Origin of the sequence: Rhodanobacter sp. ANJX3 (genome assembly GCF_014200755.1) — a bacterium.
Taxonomy (GTDB): Bacteria; Pseudomonadota; Gammaproteobacteria; order Xanthomonadales; family Rhodanobacteraceae; genus Rhodanobacter.
Genome location: NZ_JACHCM010000001.1, coordinates 981,636 through 997,304, shown reverse-complemented (window position 1 = coordinate 997,304; position 15,669 = coordinate 981,636). Strand labels below are relative to the sequence as shown.

Sequence of the window (15,669 nt, the reverse complement as noted above, 5' to 3'; positions counted from 1 at the left end):
CCGGTGACCGACCGACTTGCTGGTCCCGGCCGCTTCGGGCACTCTGCCGCGTCGGCGCGGTCTATGGGTTACCGTGATGCTGCTTCGATGGCCGGTTGATCGGCTTTACCCTCTCGGCTCCACAGATCAGGTTGCCATGTTCCGACCGCTCGAACTCTTTATCGGCCTGCGTTATACCCGCGCCAAGCGGCGCAACCAGTTCATTTCGTTTATCTCGACGGTGTCGATCGTCTGCATTGCGATCAGCGTGATTGCGCTGATTACCGTGATGTCGGTGATGAACGGCTTCGATTTCCAGATGCGCGACCGCATCCTGGGCGCGGTATCGCACGCGACCATTTCCGGCATCAACGAAAGCGTGCAGGACTGGCCGCGTGCGCTGAAAACGGCCGAGGCCAATCCGCACGTGCTGGGCGCGGCGCCGTATGTGGAAACCGAGGCCTATCTGAGCGCGCAGCATTCGAGCGGCGCCATTCTGCGCGGCATCGATCCGGCGCAGGAGTCCAAGGTGGTCGATATCGGCCAGCACATGGTGCAAGGCTCGCTCGCCGAGCTGACGCCGGATAGCTGGAACATCGTCCTTGGCAAGGAGCTGGCGTTGTCGCTGGGCGTCACTGTGGGCGATCGCGTTACTGTGGCGGTGCAGGAGCTGCGGGCGACGCCGATGGGCAGCGTGCCGCGGTTTCGAAGTTTCCACGTGGTCGGCGTGTTCGAGATGGGTATGGAGCAGTTCGACTCGGGCCTCGCGCTGGTCAATATCGGCGACGCAGAAAAATTGAACAGCCTCGACGGCCCCAGCGGCATTCGCCTCAAGCTCGACGACCTGTTCAACGCCGGCCCTGTCGCTCGCGAACTGGCCGACACCTTGGGACAGGTCTATCGCGTGCAGACCTGGAAAGACACCAACGCCAATCTCTTCGCCGCGCTGTCGATGGAAAAGATGGTGATGTTCGTGATCCTCTCGCTGATCATCCTGGTGGCGGTCATCAACCTGATCTCGATGCTGATGATGCTGGTCACCGACAAGCAGGCCGACATCGCGATCCTGCGCACGCTGGGCGCCACGCCGCGCAGCATCATGGGCATGTTCATGGTGCAGGGCGTGCTGGTCGGTGTGGTCGGTATCGCTTTCGGGGTGGGCCTGGGGTCGCTGCTGTCGTGGAAGCTGCCCGGCATCATCAAGTGGATCGAGCACACCTTCAACGTGACGTTTCTCTCGCCCGACGTTTACTACATCAGCGAGGTGCCCAGCCGGCTGGACTGGCACGACGTGATGTGGGTCACCTTGCTGACGTTTGCCTTTTCGCTGCTGGCCACGCTGTATCCGGCCTGGCGCGCCTCCCGCACGCAGCCGGCCCAGGCGCTGCGCTATGAATAAGACCGCCATGAACGCTTCATCGACCACCACGAACAGCGACTTTGTGCTGCGCGCCAGCCACGTCGCCAAGACCTATGACGAAGGCGGCCTGCGCACCGACGTGCTGAGCGACGTCAGCTTTACCCTGAAGCGTGGCGAGACGATGTCGATCGTCGGCGCCTCCGGGTCGGGCAAGAGCACGTTGCTGCACATCATCGGCGGTCTCGACACGCTGACCGCGGGCGAAGTGGAGGTGGACGGCCGCGTGCTGTCGAAACTCTCCGACGCCGAGCGCGGCCGGGTGCGCAATCGCTCGCTCGGTTTCATCTATCAGTTCCACCATCTGCTGCCGGAGTTCACTGCGCTGGAAAACATCTGTATGCCGCTGCTGATTCGCGGCACCGCGATCGGCGAAGCGCAGAAGCAGGCCTCCGCGCTGCTGGAGCGCGTCGGTCTGGGCGCACGCGCGCATCACAAACCGTCGGAGATGTCCGGCGGCGAGCGGCAGCGTTGTGCGGTCGCGCGCGCGCTGGTCACCCGCCCGGCGTGCGTGCTGGGCGACGAGCCGACCGGCAATCTCGACGAGACCAATGCCGCCCAGGTCTATGCGCTGATGCTCGAGCTCAATCGCGAGATCGGCACCAGCTTCGTGCTGGTTACGCACGACAGCCGCTTGGCCGCGCGGATGGACCGCACGCTGACCCTGCACAACGGCGTGCTGCAGGAAAACGTTCGCGCCTGACGCCATCGAGCCGAGCGGGTCGTCGTGAGCCCGCGCGGCCATCGCCTACACGCATTTCGTCCTCCGGCCGCGGCTTGCCGCGTTAGGCTCGTCGCCATCACGGACGATGCGGAGCAAGCCGCGTGGCGCGAAGCACGACAATGCCGACGGCGGTTATCGCAGCGCTGATGCTGCTGGGTGGCGTGCTGTTCGTTCAGTGGCTGCCGCGTCTGCCACCGAATGGATGGCTTGTGGCGATGGTGTTCGCTGCCCTGCTGCTCGGTGGGCGATATCCACGCTGGCGCTGGCTGTCCTGTGTGCTGCTGGGTGTCGTCTGGGCCGCTTGGCGTGGTGCGGCCGGTATGGACGCGCGCTTGCCGCGCGCGCTGGAGGGTCAGGACTTCTCTGTCGTCGGCCGCATCGCCGAGTTGCCGCAGGCACGCAGCGATGCGACGTCATTCGTTTTGCACGTCGAGCGCGCGACGCTGGATGGCAAGCCCATCGCATTGCATGGGCACCTCAACGTCTCCTGGTACAACGGCGCGCCGTCGATCGAGCCGTGTTCGCGCTGGCATCTGTTGCTACGGCTCAAGCGCCCGCGCGGTCTGCTCAATCCCGGCGGCGCCGATAGCGAACGCTCGTCGCTGGAGCGCGGCGTAGTGGCCACCGGCTATGTGCGGGACGATCCGCAGAACGCGCCGGTGGGCGACCCGTCGCTCTGCATCGACGGCGTGCGCAATGCGATTTCGCGCGGCATTGCCCAACGCGTCGGCGATCCGCACGACGCGGCCCTCCTACAGGCGTTTTCGGTCGGCGACACGCGCGGGCTGGCGCAACGCGACTGGGACGTCGCGCGTGCCAACGGCGTGTCGCATCTCATCGCCATTTCCGGTTTCCACGTCGGCGTGGCCGCGGTGTTTGGCGTGTGGCTGGCGCTGCTGGCGTATGCGATCTGGCCGCGCCTGGGATGCCGACTGCCGCGGCCGCAGGCGCAGGCCGGCGCGGCGCTGCTGGTGGCCGGCGTTTACAGCGCGCTGGCGGGTTTTGGTTTGCCCACGGTGCGCACGCTGCTGATGATTGCCGTCGTGGCACTGGCGCGCTGCAGCCGTCGCGGCGGCAGCGGTGCGCAGTCGCTGGCGCTGGCAATGATCGCGATGCTGCTGGTCGATCCGCTCTGCGTGCTGGCACCGGGATTCTGGCTGTCCTTCGTCGGCGTGTCGTTTCTGATGCTGTGCCTGCAGGCGCGCGGCCGGGGTCTGCGTGCGTTTGCGCACGAGCTGTCGGCCGGGCAGATGGTGATGACGGTGTCGCTGCTGCCGCTCAGCCTGTGGTTTTTCGGCGAGGCGTCGCTGGTGGGCGCGTTGTCCAACCTGCTGGCGGTGCCGGTGATCAGCTTCGTCATCGTGCCGTGCGCACTGGTCGGCGTACTGGCGATGGCGATTTGTCCGCCGCTGGCCGCGCCCGTGCTGTGGCTTGCCGCGAAGCTGGCGCACGCACAGTGGTGGCTATTGGAAACGATGGCGAACTGGCCGGGCGCGCACTGGTATCTGCCGACCGTTCAACCGTGGGCGATGCTGCTGGCCTTGGTGGGCGCGCTGTGGCTGTTCCTGCCGCGTGGCGTGCCGATGCGCTGGCTTGGCGCGCTGCTGTTTCTACCGCTCCTGCTGCCGCCACGTGAACCGCCGCGCGAAGGCGCGTTCCAGGCCTGGGTGCTCGACGTGGGGCAGGGCCTGTCGGTGGTGCTGCGCACACGCGGGCACGTGCTGGTGTACGACACCGGCGCACGTTATCCGTCGGGGTTCGATCTGGGCGAGTCGACGGTGCTGCCATCGATGCACGCGCTGGGCATGAACCGGCTGGACATGCTGATGATCAGCCATGGCGACAACGATCACGCCGGCGGTGCGCAGTCCGTCGCCGACGCCTTTCCCGACGCGCCACGCTACGCAGGCGAGCCGGAGCGCATGATGCTGCCCATGCAGCAGTGTGCGGCCGGGCAGTCGTGGCAATGGGACGACGTGCGTTTTCGCGTGTTGAATCCAGCCTTCGACCAAGCTGGCACCAGCGCGGGCAACGCTAAAAAGTCGGCGAAGAACAACGATCGATCCTGCGTGCTGCTGGTCGAAGGCCGCGGCGGGCGGCTGCTGCTGACCGGCGACATCAGCGTCAAGGAAGAGCCGCAGGTGCTTGCCGCGATGGATCGGGGCGTGCCGCCGGTGATGCTGGTGCCCCATCACGGCAGCAGCGGTTCGTCCAGCGAACGTTTCATCGCTGGCATCCAGCCGACCTTGGCGGTTGTTTCGGCGGGCTGGCGCAATCGCTTCGGCCATCCCCGGCCGAACACGCTGGCGCGCTATGCGGCGGCGAGCATACCGGTCTTCAATACGGCCGAGCAGGGCGCGATACCGCTGGATTTTCCGGCGAACGGCCCGGCGCAGCGGCGGCAGGGTTGGCGATTTCGCGAAACGCGCTATTGGCGCGAATAGGCAGTGAGCCAAAGCCTGTCGAAACGTGCGGTCGAGCAGGGCGCGGTTCGCAGGATGCCGAGCACGCCGCAGTCGCTGCGGGCGACACTGCTATCATGCGCGCTCATCAAATCGTTGCTGCGACGGGGTCGAGACGTGCTGGAAATCCTGATGGCTGGCGGCTGGGCGATGGTGCCCATCCTGATCTGTTCGGCGATTGCCCTGGCGATCGTGCTGGAGCGCTGCTGGACCCTGCGCCGCAGCGCGGTGCTGCCGGTCGGCCTCGGCGACGAGGTGCGCGAATGGGCGCGTTCGGGTCAGCTCGATCCGGCGCATATCGACGCGCTGGCCGCCGGTTCGCCGCTGGGCGAGCTGCTGGCCGGCGCCTTGGCGGTGCGCAATCGCCCGCGCGAACTGATCAAGGAGCGCATCGAGGACACCGGCCGGCACGTGGTGCATCGGATGGAGCGCTACCTCAACACGCTGGGCACCATCGCGCTGATCGGTCCGCTGCTGGGCCTGTTCGGCACGGTGATCGGCCTGATCCGCATGTTCATGGAAGTGATGGCCGGCGGCATCGGCGATCCGGCCAAGATGGCCGGTGGCATCGGCGAAGCGCTGATCTGCACGGCGTCGGGCCTCACCGTGGCGATTCCCGCCTATGTGTTGCATCGTTACTTCCGTTCGCGCGTGGCGGGTTACTGCGTGCAGATGGAAAAACAGGCCACCGCGCTGCTCGACGATCTGACGCTTACGGCCACGCCCGCGCCCCGCGCGCGCCGCAGCCCGGCGCCCGCCGCGCCGAGCGCCGGCTGAGCGCGCACGCATGCGTATCGGTAACGACCGCCGCCAGGACGATTTCGAGATCAACGTGATTCCGTTGATCGACGTGCTGCTGACCCTGCTGATGTTCTTTGTGCTCACCAGCACCTTCGTGCAGCACACGCATCTGCAGGTGACGCTGCCCAAGGCCAGCTCGCAGGATCACGACACCAGCGCGCCCGCGCTCACCATCGTGGTCGATCGCGACGGCAAGTTCTATGTCGGCAGCGACGAAGTGATGGGCGAAGGCATCGAACCGCTGAAGCAGACCATCGCGCGCATCGCCGGCACCGACCGCGATCGCCAGGTCACCATTCGCGCCGATGGCATGACGGCACATCAGAACGTGGTCACCGCGATGGATGCGCTGGGCCAGCTGGGTTTTACCCGACTGTCGATCGCTACGACGCCGACGCAACTGGACGACGCGCAGTGAGCCAACGCAAGGGCGGCATCTGGAACGCCCATAGTCGGCAGGTCTATCGACGACTGCTCGGATACTCCGCGCGCTACTGGCCCATCGCATTGGTGGCTATCGTCGGCATGCTGCTGGACGGCGGCGGCCTGGCGCTGTTCAACCAGTTGCTGAAAAACATGATCGACAAGCTGTTCGCGCAGAAAGATGCCTACTGGATCTTCTGGATGCCGATCTGGATCATCGCGATTTTTTACGTGCGCGCGCTCGGTACGTTCGCCAGCGACTATGGCGTGTCGTATATCGGCCGGCACGTGGTGCAGGCCATGCAGCGGGACGTATTTGCAGCCTATCTCCGACTGCCTGCGCCGTATTTCGGCAACGAACCCTCGGGCCAGCAGGTATCGCGCGTCACCTACACCAGCGAGCAGGTGGCGTCGGCATCCACCGATGCCGCCAAGGTGGCCATCACCGACGGTTTCACCGTCGCCGCGATGCTCTCCGTGATGCTTTACAACAGCGCGTATCTGACGCTGTCTCTGCTGATCATGGTGCCGGCGATCGCGCTCGTCGCCACGGTGGTCAGTCGCCGCTATCGACAGATCAGCCGCCGCATCCAGGGCAGCATGGGCTCGGTGACCGGTACGGTGGAGGAATCGGTTGGCGCGCATCGTGAAGTGCGCATCTACGGAGGTCAGGCGCGTGAGGCCAGCCGTTTCGAACAGGTCACCAGAAACACCCGCCGGCTCAATCTGAAAATCACCGCGACGAATGCGGCATCCAGCTCGACCGTGCAGATCGTCGCGTCGACGGCGCTGGCGGTGCTGGTATTTCTCGGTACGCGTCCGCAGGTGATCAACCAGATCTCACCGGGTACGTTCTTTACCGTACTCACCGCCATGGGCGCCATGCTGGCATCCCTCAAGCGTCTGACCTCGGTGCAGTCGAATATTCAACGCGGTATTTCGGCCGCCGAAGATATTTTCGAAGTGATCGACCTGCCGCCGGAAATCGATCGTGGCACGATCGAACTTCAGCGGACGCGTGGCGATCTTCGTTTCGACAACGTGGGGCTGGTGTATCCGCGCAATGGCTGGCACGCGCTGCGCGGCGTTGATCTGCACTGTGCGGCAGGCACCGTAACGGCCCTGGTCGGCCGTTCGGGCAGCGGCAAGAGTAGCTTGGTCAGTCTGCTGCCGCGGTTCTATGAGCCGACGACGGGACGTATCGTGCTGGACGACGCGAATTACGAGAACTACACGCTCACATCGTTGCGTAAACAAATTGCATGGGTGGGTCAGAGCGTGATGCTGTTCGATGACACGATCGCGAACAACATCGCCTACGGCGAACTGGCCGGCGCCAGCGAGTTCGATATCGTTGCCGCGGCCGAGGCGGCCAATGCGATGGAATTCATTTCGCGCCTGCCGCAGGGCCTGCAGACGCAGATCGGGCAGAGCGGCAACATGCTCTCCGGCGGCCAGCGTCAGCGCATCGCGATCGCGCGCGCCATTCTCAAGAACGCGCCGATCCTGGTGCTGGACGAAGCCACCAGTGCGCTCGATACCGAATCCGAGCGGCTGATCCAGCAGGCGCTGCAGCGGCTGATGAAGGACCGCACCACCGTCGTGATCGCCCATCGCCTGTCGACCATCGAGCACGCCGATCAGATCGCGGTGATGGATCAGGGCCGCATCGTCGAGCGCGGTACCCACGCGGAGCTGATCGCCCTGGGCGGCCATTACGCGGCGCTGCATCGCATGCAGTTCCACGATCAAGCGACCGATTCGGCCGGTGAACCGGTCGACCAGCCCTTGGGCATCTGAGGCTCGTCATGGCGCTGATCGATACGCTCGAATCAGCCTGGTACGGCAGCGGTCGCGCACCGTGGTGGACGGGCCCGCTGTCGATTTTCTATGGTGCCGTCATGCGCCTGCGCCATGCGCTCTATCGAGCCGGCGTGCTGCGCAGCATCGCCTTGCCGGTGCCGGTTATCGTGATCGGCAACCTCAGCATCGGCGGCACCGGCAAGACGCCGTTGACTATCGCCGTGGTGGACGAGCTGCGCAAGCAGGGCTTTCGGCCGGGCGTGGTCAGCCGCGGCTACGGCGGAACGCAGCGTGAGCCGATGTTGCTCGGCGAAGCGCCTGATCCGTCCTTGGTGGGCGACGAACCTTGCCTGATCCATGCCAGCGGCGTACCGGTAGCGGTGGGCCGCGACCGCCCCGCAGCGGCGCAGCGGCTGCTCGATGCGGGGTGCGATCTCGTCGTCGCCGATGACGGCCTGCAGCACTATCGCCTGGCGCGCGACGTGGAAATCTGCGTCATCGACGGCGTGCGTCGTTTCGGCAATCGACGGCTGTTGCCGGCCGGTCCCTTGCGCGAACCGATGAGTCGACTGCAGCGCGTGGATCTTCGCGTCTGCAACGGCGGCAGCGCGGCCGACGGCGAATACCCGATGCGGCTCGAGGGTGGGCAGGTCGTGTCGCTGGCCGGCGATCGACGTGAATCGCTTCAAACCTTCGCAGGGCAGCGCGTGCACGCGGTGGCGGCGATCGGCAACCCGCGGCGATTCTTCGACAGCTTGCGCAGCGTCGGCATCGACGTGATCGAGCATGCGTTTGCCGACCACCACCGTTTTGTCCCGGCGGATATGGACTTTGCGAACGATCTGCCGGTGCTGATGACCGACAAGGACGCCGTCAAATGCCGCGGCTTCGCCCAGCCGCAATGGTGGCGCGTGCCGGTGCGTGCCGACCTCCCGGAGACATTTTATGCGGCGCTGGTCGAGCGCATCGTTCGCGTACAGGGCGGTCGCCGCCGCTTGTCGTAGATTGAAGGGCGCGATGCTTATGCAAGCTTGCGCGGTAGTCAGCCGGCGGTAGACACGGCCTCACCGGCGAGCCATACCTGTCGTACCAGATCGCCGCCGATCCAGTAGCAGAGTTCGGCCGGCTGGCGAGCGTTCCACACGACGAGGTCGGCGCGCTGACCGACGGCCAGCGTGCCGCGATCGGCGAGGCCCAACGCGCGCGCCGCGTTGACGGTGACGCCGCGCAGCGCTTCCTCCGGCGTCAGTCGGAATAGGGTGCAGCCCATGCCGGCAGCCAGGCGCAGCGACAGCAGGGGCGAGGTGCCGGGGTTGCAGTCCGTGGCGATCGCCATCGGCACGCTGTGTTTACGCAGCAGCTCGATCGGCGGCAGCTTGGTTTCGCGCAGCGCATAGAACGCGCCGGGCAATAGCACGGCGACCGTGCCGGCCGCCGCCATCGCGCGGATGCCGGACTCGCTGAGATGTTCCAGATGATCGGCCGACAGGCCGCCGTATTCGGCGACCAGCGCGGCGCCATCCATATCGGACAGCTGTTCGGCATGCAGTTTCACCGGCAGGCCCAGTGCCTTGGCGCGCTCGAACAGCCGGCGCGTTTCCGCGTGGCTGAAGCCGATGGTCTCGCAGAAGGCGTCGACCGCATCGACCAGTTTTTCCGCCGCCAGCGCCGGCAGGATCTCCTCGCAGACGAGGGTGACATAGTCGTCGCGACGATCCGTGTACTCGGGCGGCAACGCATGCAGGCCGAGGAAACTGGTGCGCACGGTGATGCCGAGTTCGCGGCCGAGTCGGCGCGCCACGCGCAGCATGCGGCGCTCGCTTTCCAGATTCAGGCCATAGCCCGATTTGATTTCCAGCGTGGTCACGCCGTCGGCGAGCAGCGCCTGTGCGCGCGGCAGCGATTGCGCATACAGCTGGTCTTCGGACGCGCTGCGCGTGGCGCCGACGCTGGAGACGATGCCGCCGCCGGCGCGGGCGATCTCCTCGTAGCTGGCGCCATTGAGGCGCAGGTCGAATTCATGGGCGCGGTCGCCGGCAAACACCAGATGCGTGTGGCAGTCGATCAACCCCGGCGTGATCAGGGCGCCATCGACCGATTCCACGCTGGAGGCCAGCGCGTTCGGCGCATCCGGCAGTGCGTCCACGCGCCCGATCCAGGCGATGCGGCCGTGGTGGAGTGCGATAGCGCCACGCTCGATCAGGCCATAGGGAACGTCGCCGGCAAAGCTTGCCAGCGTGGCGTTCATCAGCAATCGATCCCAGCGCGGCGTGCTCATGCGTCGACGGATTCCATCACGACGTTAGTGGTTTTTGGGCGGTGAGCTTGGCGGTTCTTCATCGAGGCCATGCTTTTCGGTCGGTGCTTCCGCATCGAGCTCGTCGAGTTCATCCGAATGGCCTTCATCCGCGTCGGCTTCATCGACAACGGGTCCGGCCGGTTCGTCGAACGCCGTGGTGTTGCCGACATGCTGCATTGCCTCGGCCTCGAGACGAGCTTTCTCCGTGGTCTCGGCTTGAGCGGCCTGCTGCTTCTCGAAATCCTGCACCATGCGCTCGGCGAAATCCTTGTATACCGGCGTGGGGCAGAACAGCGAGGCGGCCGCGCGGGCGAGCAGGCACGAGGCCATGATCGGAATGACCATGTCCTGGTTGTCGGTCAGCTCCATCGCGATCACCGCGGAGGTCAGCGGCGCGCCGGTGACGCCGGACAGATACGCGCTCATGCCCAGCAGCACGACCGACGCGGCGGGCACGCTAGGCAGGAATGTCGCAATGTTGTGGCCGATGCCGGCGCCTACGGCCAGCGCCGGCGAAAAGATGCCGCCGGGAATGCCGGCCCAATACGACACCACGTTGGCCAGCAGCTTGGCAATGCCGAACGATTGGCCCGGCGTGACCGCGGCCTCCTGCACGAAGGCGCGTGCCTGGTCGTAGCCGGTGCCGTACACCGAGTTGTGCGTGAGTACGCCGAGCACGGCCAGTGCCAGCCCGCAGCCGCCGGCAAACAGCACCGGCCCGCGGGCGCGCAGCCGGCCGATATAAGCCAACGGACCGTTGCGGCTGAGCAGAATCAGGCGCGCGAACAGGCCGCCGAGCAGGCCGCAGATCACGCCGCACCAGAGCACGGCCAGCCACGCGTGGCCCAGCGGCAGCAGGGTTTCCACCCGGCCGAAGTAGGCGTAGTTGCCCATGATGCCCAAGGACACGACGCCGCCGACGATCACGGCGGTCAGCAGCAGGCCGCTGAAGCGGTGCTCGAACGTGCCGGCCAGTTCCTCGATCGCAAACACCACGCCGGCCAGCGGCGTGTTGAAGGCGGCCGCAATGCCCGCCGCACCGCCGGCGAGAATGAAGCGCGAGGCGGCCTTGGGATCGTCGAAGCCGAAGCGCTTGCCCAGCGAATAGAAAATGCCCGCGCCCACATGCACCGTCGGGCCTTCGCGGCCGATCGACGCGCCGACAGCCAGGGCAAGCAGGGTGAGGATCATCTTGCCCGCCGCAATCGGCAGAGCAAGCATGCGCTGGCGAAAACCCTCGTCCTCGATATGCAGCGTGGCGATCACCTGCGGAATGCCGCTGCCGCGCGTGGCGCGCAGCTTGCCCTCGGTGACCCAGGCCAGCAGCGCGAAGACCGCCGGCGTGATGATCAGCGGAATCCAGATGCCGTGCGTGAGAATGCGCTGAAACAGGTGATACGACCAGTCGCTCGCCTTGGCGAACACGATCGCCGCCAACGCCACCAGCAGCGCGCCGGCCCACAGGGCGATGCGGCGTTTCCACTGCTGGGGCGCGAAAAACTCGTGTCCCAGCACGGCCTGCAGGCGCGGATTGGATGAGCGGGTGACCGGAGGCACCTGACCGGCTCCGTCCCGGTCAGCTGGATTGGAGCGGGGAGGGGTAGCGTCGGTCATCCGTTGATTATCGCAGACCTGGCGAGGGTAGGCCTGCGGTAGTCACACAAAAGCGGTATGGGTTCGTCATGCCGATGAGTTCGTCATCCCGGCGAAGGCCGGGATGACGGGTCCAGTCAGCAACGGGGGTCTGCCGCAAGGCGCGCGTCGCTTCAGCTTAGCGGTTTGGTGTGCCAGCGCATCTCATACAGATCGAAACGACGATCTTTCAGGTTCTGCACCGCACCGGCGTTGCGCGCGCGCGCCAGGCTTTCCAGCCGCAGGTCCGCGAACAGCACCGTCTCGATGTTCGGCGTGGAGTCGGCGGCGATGCCGTCGCGCGCGAACGGAAAATCGCTGGGTGTGAGGATGCAGCTCTGGCCGTACTGAATATCGAAGTTGTTCACGCCGGGCAGGTTGCCGACATTGCCCGACAGCACGACATAGCACTGGTTTTCGATCGCCCGCGCCTGCGAGCAGTAGCGCACGCGCAGGTAGCCCTCGCGCACGTCGGTGCAGAACGGCACGAACAGGATCAGCGCGCCCTGGTCGGTGAGGTGGCGCGCCACTTCCGGGAACTCCGAGTCGTAGCAGATCATCACGCCGATCGGGCCGCAGTCCGTCTGCACCGTCGCCGCCGTGTCGCCGCCGGTGATGCTCCAGACGGTGCGCTCGCTTGGGGTCGGATGCAGCTTCTCGCGCTCGTGGATCGAACCGTCGCGCAGGCAGACATAGCAGACGTTGTGGATGTCGCCGTTGGCCTGTTCGGTGGGATGCGTGCCGGCGATGATGTTGATGTTGTAGTGGACGGCCAGACGGCCGAACAGCTCCTTGACCTGTGGCGTGTACTGGCTGAGCTTGCGGATCGATTCCACCGGCGACAGCTCGGTGTTTTCGATCGACAGCAGCTGCAGCGTGATCAGCTCGGGGAAGGTCACGAAATCGGCGTTGTAGTCCGCCGCGATGTCGGTGAAATATTCCACCTGGGTGGCGAACTCCTCGAACGAGGCGATCTTGCGCTGCTGGTACTGCACAGACGCCACGCGTACCGAGTCGGGCATGTGCTGGGTCGAGGGGATCGACGGCATGTCCGGATGATCGAGCAGCTGCGGATTGCGCCAGACCATGTGCACGGCGTAGCCGAGTGAGTCGTAGTCCGACGGCGCGTACGCGCGCAGCACGCCGATCGCCTCAAAGTCGTTGGACAGCTGAAAGCTCAGCGTCAGATCACGCCGCTTGCCTTCCACTACGGCCTGCACGTAGGCCTCGGCGCTGCCGTAGCGCGGCATGGCCTTGGCAAGGCCTGGGATGCGGCCGCCGAACACGATGCCGCGCAGTTTCAGATCCATGCACAGACGCTTGCGCGCCTGGTACAGCCGCTGGCCGATGCGCATGCCGCGAAAATCCGGATGCACCACCACTTCCATGCCGTACAGCCAGTTGCCGTCGGGCTTGTGGCGCGAGCCCATGCCGCCGCCGGTGATCTGCATCCAGGTATGCGGTGCCAGCGCGGTCGCTTCGTCGATACGAAACGTGGCGCAATAGCCGACCACGTTGCCCTCGTATTCCACGACGAACTGGCCTTCGGCAAAGTGGGTCTGCTGTGAGCGCAGCATTTCGGCCGAGTGGCCCCACTCGGCGGTGTAGATGCGCGCCGTGAGGTCAACGAGCTGTGGAACGTCTTGCGGCGTTGCCAGACGAAGCAGGAGTTTGGGGTTGAGTTCGCTAGTTTTCTTGGCCATTTGGCGATTATGCCGCAGCGAAAGTGAAGTGAAGGCGACCGCGCCGGTTACACTTTTGCCTCAACGGCTTGCATCGTCCGCATGGCCGATCGGCTTCGGCTCGGTTTTACATCGGGTTCTATCTATGGAGTAAACGCGGTGAGCGATCACGCACTTATGGGCAATGACAGCGCCGGCCACATCTGGGGCGTCGAGGGTTGGCAGAGCGATGCCAGCCTCGGCGTCGATGCCGACGGGTTGATCGCGGCTGCCGGCAGCACCAACGTGCAGCCGCTGGGTAAATGGGTGCTGCCCGGCATGCCCAACCTGCATTCGCACGCGTTTCAGCGCGCCATGGCCGGCCTGGCCGAGCGCCGCAGCCGCATCGACGACAGTTTCTGGTCGTGGCGCGAGGTGATGTACGCCTTCGCGGCGGCGATCAGCCCCGAATCGCTGCAGGCGATTGCCGCCCAGCTCTATGTGGAAATGCTCAAGGCCGGCTACACCCAGGTCTGCGAATTCCATTACCTGCATCATCAGAGCGACGGCACGCCCTACGCGCAGCCCGAGGCGATGTCGCTGGCGTTGATCGAGGCGGCACGCGAGGCGGGCATCGCATTGACCCTGCTGCCGGTGCTCTACATCAGCGGCGGGTTCGACGGCCGCGCGCTGGCGCCGCGGCAGTGCCGCTTCGGCAACAGCGTCGACAACTACCTGCGTCTGCTGCAATCGCTGCAGTCCTATGAAAACGAACAGCTGCGTGTCGGTATCGCGCTGCACTCGCTGCGCGCCGTGCCGGCCGAGGCGATGCATGAGGTGCTGGCGAATAAATTAGCTCGGCAGTGTCCGATCCATATTCATGTCGCCGAACAGATCGGCGAAGTGCAGGACTGCCTTGCCCTGCGCGGCGCACGTCCGGTCGAGTGGCTGCTGGACAACGCGGCCGTCGACGAGCGCTGGTGCCTGGTCCACGCCACCCATCTGACCGACGCCGAAACGACGCGGCTGGCGGGCAGCGGCGCGGTGGCCGGCCTGTGTCCGACCACCGAGGCCAACCTCGGCGATGGCCTGTTTCCGCTGGCGGATTATCTCGACGCGGGCGGCCGGCTCGGTATCGGCTCGGATTCGCATATCTCGATCTCGCCGGTCGAAGAGCTGCGCTGGCTCGAATACGGCCAGCGGCTGGCCTCGCGCCATCGCAATATCGGCGCCCGCCGGCCAGGCGCCAGCGTGGGCGAAACGCTGTGGCGCGCGGCGCTGAGCGGCGGCGCGCAGGCGGCGGGGCTCCCCATCGGCGAACTGCGCGAAGGCGCGCGTGCCGATCTGCTGGTGCTGGACGAAAACTCGCCGCTGCTGGCGGCACGCGATACGCAGTCGGTGATCGACAGTTTCCTGTTCGCGGGCAATACGCCGCTGGTGCGCCATGTCATGTGTGGCGGCACATGGGTGGTGCGCGATTTCCGTCATCGCGACGAGGAGCGCATTGCGGCGCGCTACCGCGAAACCGTGGCGGGGCTGGCATCGAACGCGGCGTAGGTACGTGAGTTGTGCAGATGAACGGCAGATAGCGCGGCGTTCGCTGTCTTGTCATCGGTAAATCCGGCGCATGCGTTGGAGGCCTCACATCCTGCTACCGGAGTGCTGCCATGCGTCGATTCATGTCTACCGTACTGTTAGGTGCGGCGCTGCTGGGCGGCGCCATGTCGCTGGCGGGCTGCATCGTGGTGCCGCCGCCTCGCCCATATCATCAGCGCGTGTGGATCGGCGGTTACTGGGCGCCGCAGCATGTCTGGGTCGCCGGCCACTGGGGTTATCGCTGAGCTGTCGTTCGACGGTCGGCGGCGCCGGCTACATCGCTGGCGCCGCCGTGTTGCCCGATAGCTTGAGCTTACTGCGCCGACGAGGTCGGGGCCGTGTTCGAGACCGGGTTGGCAGCCTTGAACTGCTCCCACTGCGCCTTGCGAGCCTGTTGCTGAGCCTTCAGGGTGGCGTACTGTGCCTTCTGCGCGCTGGTCAGAACGGCATAGACCTGGGCACGGATGGTGGCCTGCTGCTGCACACGCTGTTGAGTGGCGGCCGCTTCGGCGGTGGCGAGGCTGGCGGCGGCGGCCTGGTAGCCGACCTGATCCGGCGTCATCGCCTCAAAGGCTTCGCGCTGCTGATGCAGGGCCTGACGCTGCGTTTTGTTCTGCGCAAAGCTGGTCTGCATGATCTGCTTGATGCTGGCGCGCTGCGCGTCGGTGAGGTTGAGCTTGCTCAAGGCCATGAACTGGCTGTGGCCGTGACCGCCGTGCCAGCCGCCCTGCGGACCACCGGCCTGTGCGGAAACCGCAAGCGTCGTGCAGGACACGGCCGCCGTGAGAGCCAGGAGGAGTGAAGTGCTCTTGCGCATAGGTAATTCCTTCGAGTTGTGGGGGTGGTTTGTTGCGTATATTGGACGGCACCCC

General features: G+C 65.8%; 13 protein-coding genes. 9 read left to right on the top strand and 4 right to left on the bottom strand.

Annotation, left to right across the window (positions count from 1 at the left end):
- Nucleotides 1-136: 136 nt before the first annotated feature.
- From HDE76_RS04350 to lpxK, 7 genes are all read left to right on the top strand, one after another.
- A complete protein-coding gene (locus tag HDE76_RS04350) occupies nt 137-1,378 on the top strand; it encodes a lipoprotein-releasing ABC transporter permease subunit (protein ID WP_184505624.1) in 1,242 nt (413 codons plus the stop codon).
- Nucleotides 1,371-2,099 carry a lipoprotein-releasing ABC transporter ATP-binding protein LolD gene (gene lolD, locus HDE76_RS04345; protein ID WP_184505622.1) on the top strand — a complete coding sequence of 243 codons (729 nt, stop codon included), beginning with the start codon at nt 1,371-1,373 and terminating at the stop codon, nt 2,097-2,099. Before HDE76_RS04350 ends, lolD begins: the two co-directional genes overlap by 8 nt.
- A 140-nt stretch (nt 2,100-2,239) precedes the next feature.
- Nucleotides 2,240-4,564, top strand: a complete 2,325-nt coding sequence (locus tag HDE76_RS04340) for a DNA internalization-related competence protein ComEC/Rec2 (RefSeq protein WP_184505620.1) — start codon at nt 2,240-2,242, stop codon at nt 4,562-4,564.
- Between the two features lie 150 nt (nt 4,565-4,714).
- Nucleotides 4,715-5,359 carry a MotA/TolQ/ExbB proton channel family protein gene (locus HDE76_RS04335; RefSeq protein ID WP_184505746.1) on the top strand — a complete coding sequence of 215 codons (645 nt, stop codon included), beginning with the start codon at nt 4,715-4,717 and terminating at the stop codon, nt 5,357-5,359.
- Between the two features lie 10 nt (nt 5,360-5,369).
- Nucleotides 5,370-5,801, top strand: a complete 432-nt coding sequence (locus tag HDE76_RS04330; protein ID WP_184505617.1) for a biopolymer transporter ExbD — start codon at nt 5,370-5,372, stop codon at nt 5,799-5,801.
- Nucleotides 5,798-7,606 carry a lipid A export permease/ATP-binding protein MsbA gene (gene msbA, locus HDE76_RS04325; RefSeq protein ID WP_184505615.1) on the top strand — a complete coding sequence of 603 codons (1,809 nt, stop codon included), beginning with the start codon at nt 5,798-5,800 and terminating at the stop codon, nt 7,604-7,606. Before HDE76_RS04330 ends, msbA begins: the two co-directional genes overlap by 4 nt.
- An 8-nt stretch (nt 7,607-7,614) precedes the next feature.
- On the top strand, nt 7,615-8,613 hold the full coding sequence (lpxK, locus tag HDE76_RS04320; protein WP_184505613.1) for a tetraacyldisaccharide 4'-kinase: 999 nt from the start codon (nt 7,615-7,617) through the stop codon (nt 8,611-8,613).
- A 38-nt stretch (nt 8,614-8,651) separates the two neighbouring features.
- Here lpxK and hutI read toward each other — a convergent pair whose 3' ends face one another.
- The 3 genes from hutI to HDE76_RS04305 form a co-directional block, all read right to left on the bottom strand.
- Nucleotides 8,652-9,887, bottom strand: coding sequence for an imidazolonepropionase (hutI, locus tag HDE76_RS04315; RefSeq protein WP_184505611.1), 1,236 nt, complete (start codon nt 9,885-9,887; stop codon nt 8,652-8,654).
- A 24-nt stretch (nt 9,888-9,911) separates the two neighbouring features.
- Complete coding sequence (locus HDE76_RS04310; protein WP_343205655.1) at nt 9,912-11,423, bottom strand: chloride channel protein; 1,512 nt, start codon at nt 11,421-11,423, stop codon at nt 9,912-9,914.
- 251 nt (nt 11,424-11,674) lie between these two features.
- A complete protein-coding gene (locus HDE76_RS04305) occupies nt 11,675-13,243 on the bottom strand; it encodes a bifunctional GNAT family N-acetyltransferase/carbon-nitrogen hydrolase family protein (protein ID WP_179477030.1) in 1,569 nt (522 codons plus the stop codon).
- Between the two features lie 156 nt (nt 13,244-13,399).
- Here HDE76_RS04305 and HDE76_RS04300 point away from each other — a divergent pair, with 156 nt between their 5' ends.
- Together HDE76_RS04300 and HDE76_RS04295 are read left to right on the top strand one after the other, a co-directional pair.
- Nucleotides 13,400-14,758, top strand: coding sequence for a formimidoylglutamate deiminase (locus HDE76_RS04300; protein WP_184505744.1), 1,359 nt, complete (start codon nt 13,400-13,402; stop codon nt 14,756-14,758).
- A gap of 110 nt (nt 14,759-14,868) precedes the next feature.
- Nucleotides 14,869-15,042, top strand: coding sequence for a YXWGXW repeat-containing protein (locus tag HDE76_RS04295; RefSeq protein WP_179477029.1), 174 nt, complete (start codon nt 14,869-14,871; stop codon nt 15,040-15,042).
- Nucleotides 15,043-15,110: 68 nt separating this feature from the next.
- Here HDE76_RS04295 and HDE76_RS04290 read toward each other — a convergent pair whose 3' ends face one another.
- On the bottom strand, nt 15,111-15,614 hold the full coding sequence (locus HDE76_RS04290) for a Spy/CpxP family protein refolding chaperone (protein WP_179477028.1): 504 nt from the start codon (nt 15,612-15,614) through the stop codon (nt 15,111-15,113).
- Nucleotides 15,615-15,669: the final 55 nt, after the last annotated feature.